Raw genomic sequence first — 15,393 nt, forward strand, 5'->3', positions numbered from 1 at the left:
GGCAACGGCTCGATTCGGTCCACATCCGCGCCCTGAATCACGTTTCACGCCCGGCGGGAATCCCTCAAATCCGATTTTCCAAACAGCCTCTAACGCCTGAGCAGTCCTGCAAGCACCTCGATCGGTGTTGAGACAAGACGCTAAACAGCTGTTCATCGCCTCGATTGTGCTGCAATCATCGAAAGCGGCGCAATTCATGCGGGGGTAACATGCGCATTGTGGCTTCGATTGCTGTTTCGCTACAGCTTATTTCATCCGCCTTGTCCGAAGAACAGAGTTTCAGTCGCGCGCCAAGTTGCAGATACGGGGCCGAGATCGAGAAAGCCGCCGACTTTCTTCTGACTGACCCGGCCACAAAATCACGCTTCCGCCGAAACCTGTATGCCACCGATGCCGCCTATCTGAAGCTGCACTATGGCGAGACAAGCTATGCTGCCGGTTCCGAACTGTTGAGCAGTTTGATGCAGGCAGATCAACCTCCCGCGAGGCTCGATGAGCTTCGCTTTGCCTATGCCAACAAGGCGGATCGGCGGAAACTATACGACAGCCTTCCAGCCGATCCGGGTGCACGCAAAGCGATTGCCATGCTTGGCCCATCCGGATGGCGCGCAGCGATCATCGACGGCGACGAAGACTGGCTGCTTGCAAATCTTGCTGAATGGCGAGCCTCAGACCCATTTGGATTCGACGCTGAAATCGACCCACTCGCATCCGCGCTGCTGGATTTGGACGATGAAGTGAAGCTCCGGATTTCGCAGAAGGCGGAAAAATTGGGCATTTCCAGCCTTGCGGTCGACCTGCTGGCCACCCTCTACGACCTCCAGCCACTTATCTCCATCCTCGATCGGACAAAGGAAATGGATTCGCAGAGATCCAGAATAGTTCGATCAGCAAGATGGAACAGCCTGTCAAAACCGCTCTTTGAAATCGAAAAGCAGCCAAAGGAAATAAAAGACGCAAAATTTGAGCTTTGGGTCCAAAGGATCTTCGATGCGATTGATGCGGCGCCGGAGGCATTCATACTTTACCCGTTGATGCAGTATACGGGCGACATGAGGCTAGGCACGGTTGTGGCGGAGAGCATGCTCGCCGGCATTGCCGGAGGCTCGCTGGATCCGGTCGCCGACCCCGACAAATCCATAGCCATCATGATCGCACTGCTCGACCAGATCTACGGTCGAGATGAGCGGGTCCAACTATTACAACGCGTCACGTCAACCGGCCCCGGCCGACCCGGCCAGTCTGCGCTGGAAATGGTCGACCGCGCATTGGCTCGCTACGCCATGCGGCCACTGTTTAGCGACCCTCGGCAATCGACTGCACCTTCGCGCCCGCCCGCCCTGTCACAAGCGCTCCCTTGGGACCAGTGGTCACGGATCGCCCTGGCTCTGAGACAGGGCAAGCCGATCAAGCCCGAGATGAAGCTTGTCGCCGCTGATCTACTTGCCGCCTCCGGGCTTATCGGAGCTGCGATAGCCACACTCGGCTCCGACGGTAGCATGAAGGCGCGGCAGCAAACCTACGAGTTGATGCTGTCGCTGGATCGCCGTTGCGCACAATGGTTCAGCCACCCACTGCCGTTATCGGACCCTCTTTATCGGTTTGACAATTGACGGATCGTTGGCGCTTTCTTGCTGCGACAAATTTGCAACAATTTCATACGCAAACCCTATTTTAACCATATCGGGTTGAAATTCTGCCAACTTCGCCGCTTTAGAGGCGAGCTATCGACCACGCGGGGGCGCCCCCAAGAACCGCCCCGATGGAGGGACTGCAATGGCACTATCGAACCCCGGCCTGCTGGCCGCATCGCTGATCACGCTGATGACCGTGGCCGGCTGCACCAGTTCGCGCCTTTCCTCGATGGACTCCCAGCCGGCACCGCTGCCGCCGGCTCCTGCCGGCACCGTGACCAGCGGCCAGCTGCCGCCGCCCGCGGCACCCGGCACGGCGAGCGCCTCGCAGTTCCCGGCGGCGCCGCAAACCCAGGTCGCGGCCCTGCCGGCGGATGGCGGCGCGGCCGCGGCCAACGCACCCGATCTCACCGCCGCCAGCGTCGCCGGCGTGTGGAGCGCCTCGGTTTCCGGCCAGAGCTGCAAGGTGGCCACCCCGCAGACCAAGTTCGGCCAGGGCTTCCGCGCCGGTCCGCTGCGCTGCCCGGCTCCGGTCGACGGCGTCAGGTCGTGGAACGTCTCGGGCAAGCAGCTGACGCTCTACGACGATGCCGGCTCGCCGCTGGCACGGCTCTATGCGTCGGGTGAGGGCCGCTTCGACGGCCAGACCTCCAACGGCCTGCCGATCTCGCTCAACCGCTGACGCAGCACCTCCTCCCGCGGTTGGAATGAACCATGCACGTGCGTGACGGCCTGCAGACCCACGTGACCGTCAGGCAGCGTTACGACCACCTGGTCGAGCTGGGCACGGTGCGGCGGGATTCGGCCCAGCTCGCGATCGTCGCCGCTCTCGACCGGCTGATCGACGAGATCTCCGACAAGCGGCTGGCGCGCAAGTCGAGCGCGCTGGGCTGGCTGTTCGCAAGGGGCAAGCCGCAGCGCGAGCCGATCAAGGGGCTCTATGTCCATGGCGGCGTCGGCCGCGGCAAGACCATGCTGATGGACATGTTCTTCGAGCTCGTCCCGGTCAAGCACAAGCGCCGCGTCCATTTCAACGACTTCATGGCCGACGTGCACGACCGCATCCAGAAGCAGCGGGCGGCGCGCAAGAACGGCAAGTCGCGCGACGACGACCCCATCCCGCCGGTGGCCGCACAGCTCGCCGAAGAGGCCTGGGTGCTGTGCTTCGACGAGTTCTCGGTCACCGACATCGCCGACGCGATGATCCTGTCCAGGCTGTTCTCGGCGCTGTTTGCGCAGGGCGTGGTTCTCGTCGCCACCTCGAACGTGGCGCCTCGCGATCTCTATCGCGACGGCCTCAACCGCCAGCTGTTCCTGCCCTTCATCGCCCTGCTCGAGGCCAATTCCAGGGTCCTCAATCTCGACGCCGACACCGACTACCGGCTGGAGAAGCTCGACCGCGTTCCGGTCTACCTCACCCCGCTCGGCGAGGCGGCGGACCGCGACATGGACAAGGCCTGGGCCAAGGTCACGCATGGCGCGAAGGCGGAGCCGGCGACGGTCGCGGTCAAGGGACGCAAAGTGGCGGTGCCCGCCGCCGTCGGCGATGCCGCGCGCTTCTCCTTCGCCGATCTCTGCGACAAGCCGCTGGCAGCCCGCGACTATCTGGCGATCACGGCGCACTACAAGACGATCTTCGTCGACCACGTGCCGGTGATGGCCGAGGCCAACCGCAACGAGGCCAAGCGCTTCATCCTTTTGGTCGACACGCTCTACGACCAGCACATCAGGCTGGTGGTCAGCGCCGCCGCATCGCCCGACAAGCTCTATGTCGGCAAGCGCGGCCACGAGGCCTTCGAGTTCGATCGCACCTCGTCGAGGCTCATCGAGATGCAGGGCGCCGAGTGGCTCGAGGGTTGGGCCGAACGCCATGCCGCCGCGGGCAGTGCGGTCGCGGCGGCGGTCTGACGGCCACGCCGATGCGGGGGCAGCGCCTTCGCCCGAACTCCCCGTCTCTCGGCCGTCAGGCCCTGGCGACGCCGGCGATGTGTCGAGGCGCGCTGCCGGGCCTTGCGTAGCGTGCCGTGGCGGACAGCAGCACCCCGAGCATCAGGCCGTTCAGCAGGTGCCACATGAAATGCGTGCCGATCGGCAGGCTGTCGCAGAGCAGCGGGTCGGCGACCCGGCAGGCGACCGAGCCGGCGAAGATCGCGGCCGCGGCAATGTTGTACCAGCCGGCAGGGTTGCCGCGGGCAATCACCATGCCGCCGAAGACGATCAGGGCAAGGAACGGCGGCAGGTAGCCGGTCGTGCCGTTGGAGGCCGCCCGCAGCCAGTCGGGCACCATGAAGGTGGCAAAGCCGACCACGACGTAGAAGGTGAGGAAGATGCCGAGCGCCCTGGGCCACGGCAGGGCGGCAAACCGCCGGAGATTGAACAGCGTGTAGGCAAGCGTAAAGCCGGCGATCGGCAAGATGTCGGCCCATTTGGTGCCTTCGGTGGCGAAGGTATGGAATAGCGTCGAGCCTATCCCGATCGCCACCACCCACCAGGACAGCAACTGGGCGAAAGCACCGGCCTCGTGGCGCCGTATATGGTAGATGCCCCACAGGCCGGCGGCGAAGAAGGCGAGATTGCTCACTGCATTGAACGGCTCCGCCCACAGCCCCGGCTCAAGACGCTCGCAATAGAGATCGACGCTTCGACCGAGATATCCCGGCATTGTACCCGCCTCGTCCCGCCACGATGGAATACTAGCTTCAGTTTCATGACGAACGTAGAGGATTCGATCTGAACGTGGCAAATGCGTCGGTAACGCGAGGGAGGCTTGCAGTGCTGGAAGTTTCACCTCAACGTGACTTCACGTTGAATGGCGCTTCTGCCACATAATGGCCGCAACCATAAAAAGCCGGTAACGCCGGCCGAGGAAGTTGGATCGGAATGGAGTTTCGCGCATCTCGTTGGCTGGCGGGTCTGGTGCTGGCCGTGGGCGCCATTGCCGGCTCGGCGACAGCCGAGGCGAAGGAGCGTCCCCTTGGCGTGATCGAACTCTTCACCAGCCAGGGCTGCAATGCCTGTCCGCCCGCAGACGAGCTTTTCGCCGAATTCGCCGCCAGGGATGACGTCGTGGCACTGGCCTACCACGTCACCTACTGGGATTATCTCGGCTGGCAGGACAATCTCGCCAACAAGGAAAACACCGACCGCCAGTACGGCTACATGCGCGGCTTCGGCGCGCGTGCCGTCTACACGCCCCAGGCCGTCGTCAACGGCCGCACTCACATGAGCGGCGCCAAGCGCGACGACATCACCCAGGCGCTCGACAATCTCGAGAAGACCGGCCAGGGCCTCAACGTCGACATCCACGTCACCGAAAACGCCGACACCATTTCCATCGATGTCGGCCAGGTCGAGGGGCCGCAGCGCATCAACGCCCACCTGGTGCTGGTCTACTTCGGGCCGCCGCAGCTGGTCGACCTACCGCGCGGCGAAAACAAGGGCCGCCGCATCACCTATTGGAACGCCGTCACAGACGTGAACACCGCCGGCATATGGCACGGGGAGAAACAACGCTTCGACCTGCCGCGCAGCGAGGTCGAGAAGAAGGGCGGGGCGGCGGTGCTCTTGCAGGCCGTCGGCAAGGACGGGCTGCCGGGCCCGATCCTCGGGGCGGCGGTCATCCGCAAGGCGCCCGGTCCGATGCGCTGAGCGCGGATGCAAAAAGGCCGACGTCGGCTCTCGCCTGACGCCGGCCTAGATTTGGGATCGTCGCACCGCCGGCTCATCCCTAAGGAGAACCGAGGTTGGTTCGATCCGACTCTGGCCCGTGGGCGGGGGGCTTGGGGTTTACGAGCCGGTGCCGGACCGAACCGTCTCAGGCAACACGGGTAAAGTCGTCGGACATTGGGGCGTCAGCGCGGATAAAAAAAGGCAGGAATGTGGCGAGACATCACCAATTCCAACAGTTTGTTTCGCAATCGTTACCAAGGCTGTAATCTTTCGTGAAGCCTTCGCCGAATGGTTTGATTCGGCTTCCCGGGTTGCAATTCGGGCGCGAATGCGCGACCCTCGACAGGGTCGGAATCTGCAAAGGGAATCATTGATGACCGATCGCAGTGCCGGGGCGGAGGACGGCGAGACATCCGCAGTCCTGATCCCGCTCCATGAGGCCCGCCGCGAGCGCCAGGATTTGCCGGTGGCCTTCGAAAGGCGGGAACTGGATCAGATCCTCCGGCTTTACGGGCGCATGGTCGCCGCCAACGAGTGGCGCGACTACGCGATCGACCACATGAGCGATCGCGCCATCTTTTCGGTGTTCCGACGCACCAGCGAAACGCCGCTCTACCAGATCGTCAAGGACCCCAAGCTCGCCCGCAGGCAGGGCGCGTTCAGCGTCGTCGCCGCTGGCGGCCTCATCCTGAAGCGCGGCCATGAGCTTGCCCGGGTGCTGGGTGTCTTCGACAAGCGCCTGAAGCTGGTCGAGGCCTGAATCCACCGCCCGCGACGTGGCGGCCGCGAGGCCGATCAGCCGTCCGCGCGGATACGCCAGGCGCGGTAGAGCAGCGCCGCCGCATAGGCGAGCATCAGCAGCATGGCCACGCGCATCAGCGTTCCGGCGCTCGTCAGCGGCACGAATATCAGTGCGAGGCCGAAGGCGGCGTAGATCGCGCCGCCGACGAATGTCGGCCAGAGGCGCGTCTGTCGCTCGCTGCCCAGCATGCTCGAGGCCATCTCGATCAAGCCGACCAGAAGCGCCAGCAACCCCACCAGCCAGGCCAGGAAAGCCGGGGTGAAGATCGTGGTCAGCGCACCGCTGCCGATGACGAGGACACCGGCTACGATCGACAGCAGGTTGCGGGCGAGCGTGAACCAGTGGCCTGCGTTTTTCGGAGCCGCATAGTCGACCGTGGCAAGCCCCAACACCCCGTCGACCAGCAGCAGCCCGCCTCCGACCAGCACCAGCAGCTGCACCGCCTGCGTGGGATAGACGAGCGCGACCAGCGCCGCTGCGGCGATGAGTATGCCGCGTAAGGCCGTCAGCACCGCTTCGAACCGTTGCGACCTTTCTTTGGCCATCTCTTGCCTCCATTGCCGCGGCCATTGTGGGTACATCGGACAGGGCTTGGCAATGGCCCCCGGACCGCGGATGCCTCGCGGCGCGCGCCGGCCGCTGGAATCCTGTACTATTCGTAAATTAGCGATTTCTTTGAATTTTCGGACGAACACTCGTCGCCGGGGCAGCCGGAATTGTGCTGGCATTGGGGGCTGGGGCGATGTTCAAGGTCATTTCCTATCTTGCTTACGAGCACGACTATTCCTTCGTGATGGTCGCGGCCATCGTCTGCATCGCCGGCGCGGCGATGACCATGCGGCTGTTCGAGCGCGCCGCCCGGCTTTCGCCGGAGGCACGCAGTGCCTGGATCGTGCTGTCTGGCATCGCCTGCGGTTCGGCGATCTGGACCACCCATTTTGTCGCCATGCTCGGCTTCCGCCTGCCCTTTGAGGCGGCCTTCGATCCGGTCCTGACTATTGCGTCGCTGCTCATCGCCATCGTCTTCACGGCGGCGGGGCTGCACTTGTCGGTCAGCCCGCCCAAGGGCTTGCCGGTCGAGACCGGCGGCGTCGTCATCGGCGTCGGCATCGTCGCCATGCATTTCACCGGCATGCGCGGCTACGATTTCGCCGGCCGCATCGAATGGGATGCGACGCTGGTGAGCGCCTCGATCCTGTTTGCCGTCGCCTTCGGCGCGCTCACCATGCACCTGGCGGCCAGGCAGCCGGTCCGCCATTCCAAGCTCTTGTCGGTGATCAGCCTCGTTCTCGCCATCTGCACCATGCATTTCACTGCCATGGGTGCGGCGACACTGGTTCCCGACCCCTCGGTCGTGGTGCCGGCCAAGCTGTTCTCGAGCGAGTTCTTGGCCGTGCTCGTGCTCGCCACCATGGCCATCATCGCCGGACTGACGCTTTCGGTCATGGATGCCAAGTCGCAGCGCGAGCTGGTCGACAGCTTCCGTCATGCCGCCCAGCACGACCCGCTGACGGGCCTGCCCAATCGTGCCTTCCTGTCCGACAACCTGCCGGCCATGCTGTTGCGCAGCGATGCGGCCGGCCGGAAGGCTGCCGTCATCGTCGTCGATCTCGACCGCTTCAAGGAGATCAACGACGTCCATGGCCACAGTGTCGGTGATCAGCTGCTGCGCACGCTCTCGGTCAGGCTCAGGGGGCTGGTCGGCTCGGGCGAGCTGGTCGCGCGCGTCGGCGGCGACGAGTTCGTCGCGGTCAAGCAGGACGTGTCTTCGGCGCGCGAGATCGACGATTTCGTCCGCCGCCTCATCGACAGCGTCCTCGACCCGGTCCAGAGCAAGGCCAAGACCCTGTCGGTCGGCGCCAGCGTCGGCATCAGCGTCTATCCCGACCACGCGGCAAGTGCAGACGATCTGATCGGGGCCGCCGACCTTGCCATGTACCGGGCCAAGCGCGCCGTCTCTGACAAGGTCTGCTACTACGACCGGTCGATGGACGAGGGCCGGCGCGAGCGCAGCGCGCTCGCCATCGAACTGCGCCATGCGCTCGAGCGCGACGAATTCGAGCTCTACTACCAGCCCCAGCACGACGTCCGCACCGGCGAGGTCGGCGCCTACGAGGCACTGCTGCGCTGGCATCACCGCGAGCGCGGCATCGTCCCGCCCGAGGAGTTCATCCCGATCGCCGAGGAGAACGGGCTGATCATCCCGATCGGCGAGTGGGTGCTGCGGACCGCCTGCGCCGAGGTTGCCGGCTGGCGCAAGCCCTACAGGATCTGCGTCAACATCGCCGCGGCGCAGCTCACCCAGGCGGACCTGCCCAAGGTCGTGCACGAGACGCTGCTTGCCACCGGGCTTGCGGCCTCGCGGCTCGAGCTGGAGGTCACCGAGGCGAGCATCATCGAGGACCGCGACCGCGCGCTTCACATCGTCCGCCAACTCAAGGCGCTCGGTGTCACCATTGCCATGGACGACTACGGGGTCGGCTATTCGTCGCTGTCGACGCTGCAGATATTCCCCTTCGACAAGGTCAAGATCGACCGCTCCTTCGTCGACGACGTGGCCAGCAACGACGCCTCCGCCGCGATCGTGCGCGCCACGATCCTGCTTGCCAACCAGCTGAAGATACCGGTCCTCGCCGAGGGCGTGGAGAGGCAGGAGAACTTCGAGTTCCTGCGCGCCGAAGGCTGCACCGAGATGCAGGGCTTCCTGTTCGGCCGGCCCCAGCCGCTGTCCGAGATCGCCAGTCTCGTCGGCCGCCCCGAAATCCGTCCCGCGGAGCCGACCAGGGCAGGCGCCGGCCCGCGGCTCGAGGACGCGGCGCTCGAAACGCGGCAGAGCGCCGCCTGACGCCTAGCCCTTTCGGGCGTGCGGCCGTGGCGTGTAGCCGTCGGCCTCGATGACCGGCAGGTGCGTCCAGCCGTTGTCGCCCGGCATGCGCATCCAGGCGCCCGCGGCGAGCACGCCGCCGTCGACATGGATGGTCGTGCCGGAAACCCAGCCGGAGAGGGTGTCCGAAGCCAGGAAGAGGGCCGCGCCCGCCGAGTCCGCGCCTTCGCCGAAGCGGCCGATCGGGAACCAGCGTTTGAGGTGCTCCAGGTTCTCCGGCGGCACCTTGGGCGTCGCCACGATCTGCGCCGAATTGGTGGTCTCCGGCGCGATCGCGTTGACGCGTATGCCATGTTGGCCGAGCTCGACGGCGAGGCTCTGGGTGAAGCCGGTGACCGCGGCCTTGAACGCCGAATAGACGACGGTCATCGGGATGCCGCGGAAGGCCTCGATGGTCGACACGTTGATGATGCTGCCCCCGGCGCCGCCTGCCCGCATCAGCGGGATCGCTGCCTTGCTCATGTGGAACATGTGCAGCAGGTTGATGCCGTAGAGCGCGTCCCACTCCGCCTCGCTCGACTGCTCGAACGGCGTCTTGAAGCCGAGATAGTCGCCGACATTGTTGACCAGCACGTCGAGCCGCCCGAAGCGCGCCGCGACCGCCTCGATCACTTTCGCCGCGTCGGCCGCCTTGCGCACGTCCGCCTCGACGACGAGATGGTCGTCCCCCAGGGCCGTGCGCACCGCAGCCACGCGAGCCGGATCGATCTCGGCCACCGCGACCTTCATGCCGGCCCGGGCGTAGAGCTCGGCCGTCGCGCGGCCGATGCCGGCGCCGCCGCCGGTGACGACGGCCACCTTGCCGGCCAGTCCGAGTATCGAGAGTTCTTCCGCGCTGGTCATCTTGTCCTCCGCAACCGGCAAATCGGGGTCGGGCTTCAGGCCGGGGTTTCCTGCGCCTCGTAGGTATGGGTCGACACCACCGCCAGTTCGCGCTGCGCAAGGCGCCAGCCGTCTGCTGTACGGGCGAAGCGGTCCTGGTAGCGGATGGTCATCTCGTAGCAGAGGTAACGGCCGGCCGGATCGCGGAAGTAGTGGCGGGCGATGCAGTAGGTCTCACCCTCGGCGCCGCCCTCGGCCGGCTTGATCACCTGGTTGAGCACGGCGTGGAAGGTCTTGAGATAACGCTCCTTGAGCATCGCCGGGATGCCGCGGATCTGTTCCGGCCCCTCGAAGGTGCCGCGCGGCGAGACGATCATGCCATCGGCGGTGAACTGGGCCGCGAGCAGCGCACCGTCGCCGCTGTCGACCGCATGGGCGTAGCGTTCAGACACCCGCCGGATCGCGATTTCCATGAGCAGCGCGCCCTGGTCGTCGGCCATGTTTGCCTCCCGGAAAGCCGTGCGCTATGCGCCCGAGACCTGGGCGAAGACCTCGCGAAGCGCCCGCTGCACGTCATTGCGGCGGTAGCCGAGCAACCTGGTCTCTTTGGGATCCGGATCGTAGGCAAGCACGTTGCCGCGGCCCGGAACGATGAAGAAGTCGGGCAGCAGCGGATGCTCCTCGTTGCGCTCCTCGACCCGGTGCGGATTGCCCACCGCATCGAACAGCGACTGGAAATACTGCTGGAAGGTCAGGTTCTCGTCGCCGACCAGGTAGGCCTTGCCGCTCTCGGCGTGCTGGAACGCGCCCCAGATGGCCTCGGCCAGCGACTGCACCGACATGTAGTTGGTGCCGCCGGGCGGGGCGAAGACCGGCAGGCCGGTCTCGCCGCGCGCATAGGCCATCAGCGTCTCGTAGCGCTTGGTGGGCAGGCCCTTCACATAGCCGACGATCGACGGCGGATTGAGCGTCGAGACGTTGAAATCGTCGGTCGCCAGCGAGCGCACGCCCTCGTCGGCCAGGCTGCGGCCGCGCACATAGGCGTTGGTCTCGACCAGATGCGGCATGACCTGGTGATAGTAGCTGCCGATATGGACGACGCGGCGCACGCCGGCCTTGCGTGCCAGCTCGACGAAGGCCGGCACGCCTTCGATCTGCATCTTGGTCCAGAATTCGTTCTCGTCCACGCCCCTGGGCAGGTGGCGGATGTCGTTGCCGGCGGCAAACAGGATCCCGTCGAAGGGCGCGAGATCGGCGGTTGCGAAATCGCCCTTGGTGTAGTCGCCGTAGATGGTCGGATATGCGGCCATGGGCGTCGTTTCAGGCGCCGGCCTGCGCGCCGCCAGCACCACCTCGTTGCCCTGCGCCTTGAGGTAGCCTGCCGTGTGGCCGCCGATCATGCCCGTTCCGCCGACGACGAGGATTTTCATGCGCACTCTCCCGGGCATTTCGCAAAGAATGTCCGGACGATAGGCGGCGACGCCGGCGCGGCATCGTCCGTATCGACTACCAGCCGGGTGCCGGCCGGATCAGCACGTCGCCGTCCAGCGTCGCCCGCTGGCCGTCGGAGATGTCGACGTCGATGGCAACGCTCCATCTGCCGGCAGCCGGCAGGTCGAGTTCGTCGATGCGCCATGTGCCGTCGCCGGGCTTGTAGCCCTCTGCCTTGATCTCGGCGGAGCCGGGCCTGCTCAGCCTGAGCGTCACGCCGCGCGCATCCAGCGGGCCGAAATCGCCGGTCATCACCACGATCGAAGCGCTGACCTTGCCGGTGTGACCGGGCGCGATGGCGAGGTCGGCCATGGCCTCGGCCGTATGGATGTGGATCGCGGCGGGCTCGGCCGCTTCGATCGCGAGTACGCGCGGCGGCGGGGTGAAGCGGAAACCGGCGACCACGCCGAGGATCGCCACCATCAGCAGTGTTTCGAGGGCGATGCTGCGCACCAGCCAGCGCTGCGCGCCTGTCTGTTCGGCCAGCGCCGGCCTGGTCAGCCGCCAGCGGTTGATGCCCGCGAGCAGCAGCAGAAGCAAGGCCAGCGCGAGCTTCAAAAGCAGCAGCCGGCCGTAATCCGAGCGCCAGAGTGCCAGCGGCGTTTCGACCTGGACGATTGCCAGCACGAGCCCGGCGGCAACGAGCGCCATCACCAGATAGGGGATGGCGATGGAGAAGCGGCGTAACGCGGTTTCCGCGTCTTGGCCGCCCTCGCGCCAGGCAAGGCCGAGCGGCAGCAGCGCACCGGCCCAGAAGGCGATGCCTGTGCCATGGACGAACACCATCGGTCGGGTCAGCCATTGCGGGGCGGCGGCGCTAGCATGGCCGCTTGCCGCGAGCGCCATGCCTGTGCCCGCCAGGGCGCCGAGCGAAAGCCAGCGCGCCAACCTGCCGGTGATGGCGAGTGCCGGCAGCGCCATTGCCAATGCCAGGAAGGCGAACGCCGCCGTCAGGCCGTAGCTGGTCGCCGCCGCGGCCTGCCAGGCCATTGCACTGCCGAACAGCCTGAGCGGCGCGCCCAGCGCGTCCAGTCCCTGGAGCCCGAGGGAGACCGGCGCGGCAACTAGGCCGAGCGCGACGAACGCAGCCGTGGCGGAGCGGCCAGTGCGCTTGCCGGGCTCCAGCCAGGCGAGCGCATAGGTGCCGCCAACCCCGAGGAACAGGCCGAGATAGAGCGCCAGCCTGGCGCTCCAGATGGCGAAGTTGAGCGCGCCGCGGCTCGGCTCGGCTGCGGTGGGCGGCGTCGCGCTCGGACTGCCGATGGAGAAGGACAATATCCCGGCGACGGGATGCCCGTCGGAGGAAACGACGCGCCAGGACAGCAGGTAGGTGCCGGGGGCGTCCTGCGCGGGCCAATCGATCGTCAGGTCGGCGCCGACAGCCTTGGCCGCCGGCCGCGCCGAGCTGCTGTCCGGCGCCGAAAGCTCGATGACGAGTGGTGTCACGGCTTCGCTGAAGCCGAGCACGATCCCGGCCGGTGCGGTCTGCACCACCGCGCCCTCGGAGGGCGTCGAGCGCAGCAGCGATGCATGGGCGCTCGCCGCCGCCGTCGCGCCGAGGACGGCCGCGACGGCGACGACGAGGCCGCAGATCAGCACCGGCAGGCGCGCGCCAACCCCGGCAAGGCCGGTCCCGGGAACGGAAGGAGGGCGCGCGCTCCCCACGTCAGTGGCCCGAGTGGTCCTGGCTCTGGCCGCCCATCTTGTCGACCGCGAACTCGACCGTCACGGTGCCCGCCTTCTCGAAGGTGAGCGTGGCCGAGAACTTCTCGGCCTCCTTCACCGGCGCCTTCAGGCCGATGAACATGATGTGATAGGAGCCGGATTTGAAGGCGACTTCGCCGCCGGCCGGAATTTCGACGCCGTCGGTGATCTGGCGCATCTTCATGACGCCGTCGGCGCCGACGCTCATTTCGTGGACCTCGGCCTTTTCGGAGATGTCGGACCGGATCGAGACAAGGCGGTCGGCCTCGCTGCCCTCGTTCTTGACCACGAGATAGCCGCCCGCGACCCGGGCGCCAGGCGGCGTCGCGCGAGACCAGGGATGGTCGATCTCGAGCTGGCCGAGCTTGAATTCGTGGGCGAAGAGCCCGTGGGCCGTGGCAATCAGCAACGACAGCGCAAGCACGACGATGCCGAGGCGCTGTTCGATGCTGCCGAAAAGCGGGCGCGCGATGGCGCGAGCGGAAACGTTCATGTGAAACTCCGATGGGAAAGGCGCCGGCATAAGCGGCGCGGGATTTATCTCAGAAGGTCGGGCCGCCGCGGCGTCCCGGCTGCGCGCGTCAGGCCGCCGGCGGCGGCGCGCGCGGACTGCCTGGGTCGTGATCCGGTGCCGTCGGCGGAGCGAGCCGTGCAGGCTGGAGAACGACTACAGCCTCGCGCGACCGCCCGACCGGAAGAGTGGCGCCGTCCGGCGGCGACGCCATCGCCGCGGCGAACATGTTGCAGCCGAGGGTGCAGCATTCGGGCAGGCTCGGGTGGTCGCTCTTGGCCGGCGCCGTGTGATCTGTGCTCGAGGTGATGCAGAGCGGATTGCCGAAGATGTCGAGTGGCGGCGTACCCTTGCCGAGGGCGAGCGCTCCGGCCGCGGTCTGCAGCATGAGGATCAGCGCTACGGCGAGCGCGGCCCCGATGCTCCATCTGTTGCGGCCAAGTCCGATCATGCAAACCTTCAGCTTCGGTGGAGAGTTAGCATTTTCAGCGTTGGCGGAAAATCGCCGATGGCTGCGACATTTTCGGGACGCCCGCCCGGCCTCACGAATAGAAGTAGTTCTCGGCCGCCAGCATCGGCGGCGGCGTCTCGCCCAGCGCCTCGAACACGGAAATCTCGCAGACGCGGCAGAGCCCGTCGAGCGCCAGGTCGTTGGCCTCCATGCCGAACGGGTCTTCAAGTTCCTCCGACAGCGCGTCGAGGCCGAAGAAGGTGTAGGCGATGAGCGCGGTGAACAGCGGGGTCGCCCAGCCGACGGAACCAGCCAGGCCGAAGGGCAGGAGCAGACAGAAGATGTAGGCGGTGCGCTGCAGGAGCAGCGTATAGGCGAAGGGCAGCGGCGTGCCCATGATGCGCTCGCAGCCGGCCTGGAGGGCGGCGATGGCCGACAGCCTCTCGTCGAGGATGCGGTAATCCATCGCCTCCAGCACGCCGGCGCGCTTCAGCGCGCCGATCTTCTGGCCCATGCGCCGCATCACGGCGTCGGGCCGGTTGGTGGCCGCATGGATTTCATCCACCGCGTCGCCGATGAAAGGCCGTGCCGCGTCGCGCGTGTCGACCCGGCGCAGTTCGCCGCGGAGGAAATGGCAGAAGGCCAGGGCGTCCATCAGCAGCGGCCGCAATTCGGCCCGGTCGGAAATCATCGCAGTGGCTGCGCGCGAAAAGTTCCGGATCTCGAAGACGAGCTGGCCCCATAGCTTGCGTGCCTCCCACCAGCGGTCGTATGCCGCGTTGTTGCGGAAGCCGAGATAGATGGAGAGCGCCACGCCAAGCAGGGCGAAGGGGGCTATGCCGGCGTTGCCGAATTCGAGGCCGAGCAGCCTGACGGCCACCACCACCAGGGCGCCATAGGCGGCAAAGCCGAAGATCTGCGGCAGGATGCGCGGCACGACCGAGCCGCGCATGACGAAGAAGAGCTTGAGCAAATTCGTGCGCGGGCGGACGATCATATGGGTGGTACCTCTTTCCGCCCGATACTGTGCGCAGGATGACCCGGTGTCATCCTCCAATAGCGACATGGGCTGCGGTTTCGTCGAACTGTTTCAGCTGCTTGCCGAGATAGAGCCCACGCGGGATCAGCTCTCGTAGGTTCGCCCGGTCAGCTTGTCCCAGAGCCTGCGCAGGAGACCGCCACGCCTGAGCCGCCGAACCGCCGGCGCAGGGCCAGCACCATGTCGCGCACCAGCGTTTCGGTGACGCTGCGGCCTCTCATGACGGCGTTGGTCATCAGGATGCGCAGCGGCCGCCCCGTGTCGGCATGGGCCATGCTGCCTGTGGCGTCGAGTCAGTCGCGCGCCATGCTCCCCGTCTCCGATATCCCAGCCCGCCGCCTGCCGCGAATGGCAATGTATCGAAGCAGTGCCCGGAATCAATCTTG

Annotated in this window: 16 protein-coding genes; 6 read left to right on the forward strand and 10 right to left on the reverse strand. The window is 66.2% G+C overall.

Annotated elements, in window-relative coordinates:
• The first annotated feature begins 209 nt into the window (after positions 1 to 209).
• The 3 genes from J2X50_RS08060 (at position 210) to zapE (ending at position 3,542) form a co-directional block, all read left to right on the forward strand.
• The gene (locus J2X50_RS08060) at positions 210 to 1,613 is read left to right on the forward strand and encodes a hypothetical protein (RefSeq protein ID WP_429093773.1); all 1,404 of its coding nucleotides are present in this window, start codon (positions 210 to 212) and stop codon (positions 1,611 to 1,613) included.
• Positions 1,614 to 1,776: 163 nt separating this feature from the next.
• A complete protein-coding gene (locus J2X50_RS08065; protein ID WP_429093775.1) occupies positions 1,777 to 2,316 on the forward strand; it encodes a protease inhibitor Inh/omp19 family protein in 540 nt (179 codons plus the stop codon).
• A gap of 32 nt (positions 2,317 to 2,348) precedes the next feature.
• Positions 2,349 to 3,542 (forward strand): cell division protein ZapE, encoded by a 1,194-nt coding sequence (gene zapE / locus J2X50_RS08070; protein ID WP_429093776.1) that lies wholly within the window; start codon positions 2,349 to 2,351, stop codon positions 3,540 to 3,542.
• Between the two features lie 55 nt (positions 3,543 to 3,597).
• Here zapE and J2X50_RS08075 read toward each other — a convergent pair whose 3' ends face one another.
• On the reverse strand, positions 3,598 to 4,296 hold the full coding sequence (locus tag J2X50_RS08075) for a ceramidase domain-containing protein (RefSeq protein ID WP_429093778.1): 699 nt from the start codon (positions 4,294 to 4,296) through the stop codon (positions 3,598 to 3,600).
• Between the two features lie 218 nt (positions 4,297 to 4,514).
• On the opposite strand from J2X50_RS08075, the gene J2X50_RS08080 reads away from it, so the two are divergent.
• Together J2X50_RS08080 and J2X50_RS08085 are read left to right on the forward strand one after the other, a co-directional pair.
• Positions 4,515 to 5,282 carry a DUF1223 domain-containing protein gene (locus J2X50_RS08080; RefSeq protein WP_429093780.1) on the forward strand — a complete coding sequence of 256 codons (768 nt, stop codon included), beginning with the start codon at positions 4,515 to 4,517 and terminating at the stop codon, positions 5,280 to 5,282.
• A gap of 394 nt (positions 5,283 to 5,676) precedes the next feature.
• Positions 5,677 to 6,063, forward strand: a complete 387-nt coding sequence (locus tag J2X50_RS08085; RefSeq protein ID WP_429093782.1) for a DUF2794 domain-containing protein — start codon at positions 5,677 to 5,679, stop codon at positions 6,061 to 6,063.
• Between the two features lie 35 nt (positions 6,064 to 6,098).
• On the opposite strand, the gene J2X50_RS08090 is transcribed toward J2X50_RS08085, so the two are convergent.
• On the reverse strand, positions 6,099 to 6,650 hold the full coding sequence (locus J2X50_RS08090; protein WP_429093784.1) for a DUF308 domain-containing protein: 552 nt from the start codon (positions 6,648 to 6,650) through the stop codon (positions 6,099 to 6,101).
• A 197-nt stretch (positions 6,651 to 6,847) separates the two neighbouring features.
• On the opposite strand from J2X50_RS08090, the gene J2X50_RS08095 reads away from it, so the two are divergent.
• Positions 6,848 to 8,950, forward strand: coding sequence for a putative bifunctional diguanylate cyclase/phosphodiesterase (locus tag J2X50_RS08095; protein WP_429093785.1), 2,103 nt, complete (start codon positions 6,848 to 6,850; stop codon positions 8,948 to 8,950).
• A gap of 3 nt (positions 8,951 to 8,953) precedes the next feature.
• Here the strand turns inward: J2X50_RS08095 and J2X50_RS08100 are convergent, their stop codons facing one another.
• The 8 genes from J2X50_RS08100 to J2X50_RS08135 all read right to left on the reverse strand — a co-directional run bounded on the left by J2X50_RS08100 (position 8,954) and on the right by J2X50_RS08135 (position 15,282).
• Positions 8,954 to 9,832, reverse strand: a complete 879-nt coding sequence (locus tag J2X50_RS08100) for an SDR family NAD(P)-dependent oxidoreductase (RefSeq protein ID WP_429093787.1) — start codon at positions 9,830 to 9,832, stop codon at positions 8,954 to 8,956.
• Positions 9,833 to 9,867: 35 nt separating this feature from the next.
• On the reverse strand, positions 9,868 to 10,311 hold the full coding sequence (locus tag J2X50_RS08105; protein ID WP_429093789.1) for a nuclear transport factor 2 family protein: 444 nt from the start codon (positions 10,309 to 10,311) through the stop codon (positions 9,868 to 9,870).
• Positions 10,312 to 10,335: 24 nt separating this feature from the next.
• Entirely contained in the window at positions 10,336 to 11,241 is a 906-nt protein-coding gene (locus J2X50_RS08110) for an NAD-dependent epimerase/dehydratase family protein (protein WP_429093791.1), read from the reverse strand.
• Positions 11,242 to 11,317: 76 nt separating this feature from the next.
• Positions 11,318 to 12,967, reverse strand: a complete 1,650-nt coding sequence (locus J2X50_RS08115; RefSeq protein WP_429093793.1) for a copper resistance protein CopC — start codon at positions 12,965 to 12,967, stop codon at positions 11,318 to 11,320.
• A 1-nt stretch (position 12,968) separates the two neighbouring features.
• Complete coding sequence (locus J2X50_RS08120; protein ID WP_429093795.1) at positions 12,969 to 13,499, reverse strand: copper chaperone PCu(A)C; 531 nt, start codon at positions 13,497 to 13,499, stop codon at positions 12,969 to 12,971.
• Between the two features lie 88 nt (positions 13,500 to 13,587).
• Positions 13,588 to 13,968, reverse strand: a complete 381-nt coding sequence (locus J2X50_RS08125; protein WP_429093796.1) for a hypothetical protein — start codon at positions 13,966 to 13,968, stop codon at positions 13,588 to 13,590.
• Positions 13,969 to 14,059: 91 nt separating this feature from the next.
• The gene (locus J2X50_RS08130) at positions 14,060 to 14,965 is read right to left on the reverse strand and encodes a bestrophin family protein (protein WP_429093798.1); all 906 of its coding nucleotides are present in this window, start codon (positions 14,963 to 14,965) and stop codon (positions 14,060 to 14,062) included.
• 149 nt (positions 14,966 to 15,114) lie between these two features.
• A complete protein-coding gene (locus tag J2X50_RS08135; RefSeq protein WP_429093800.1) occupies positions 15,115 to 15,282 on the reverse strand; it encodes a hypothetical protein in 168 nt (55 codons plus the stop codon).
• Positions 15,283 to 15,393: the final 111 nt, after the last annotated feature.

Origin of the sequence: Aminobacter sp. BE322 (assembly GCF_050433525.1) — a bacterium.
Lineage (GTDB): Bacteria > Pseudomonadota > Alphaproteobacteria > Rhizobiales > Rhizobiaceae > Aminobacter.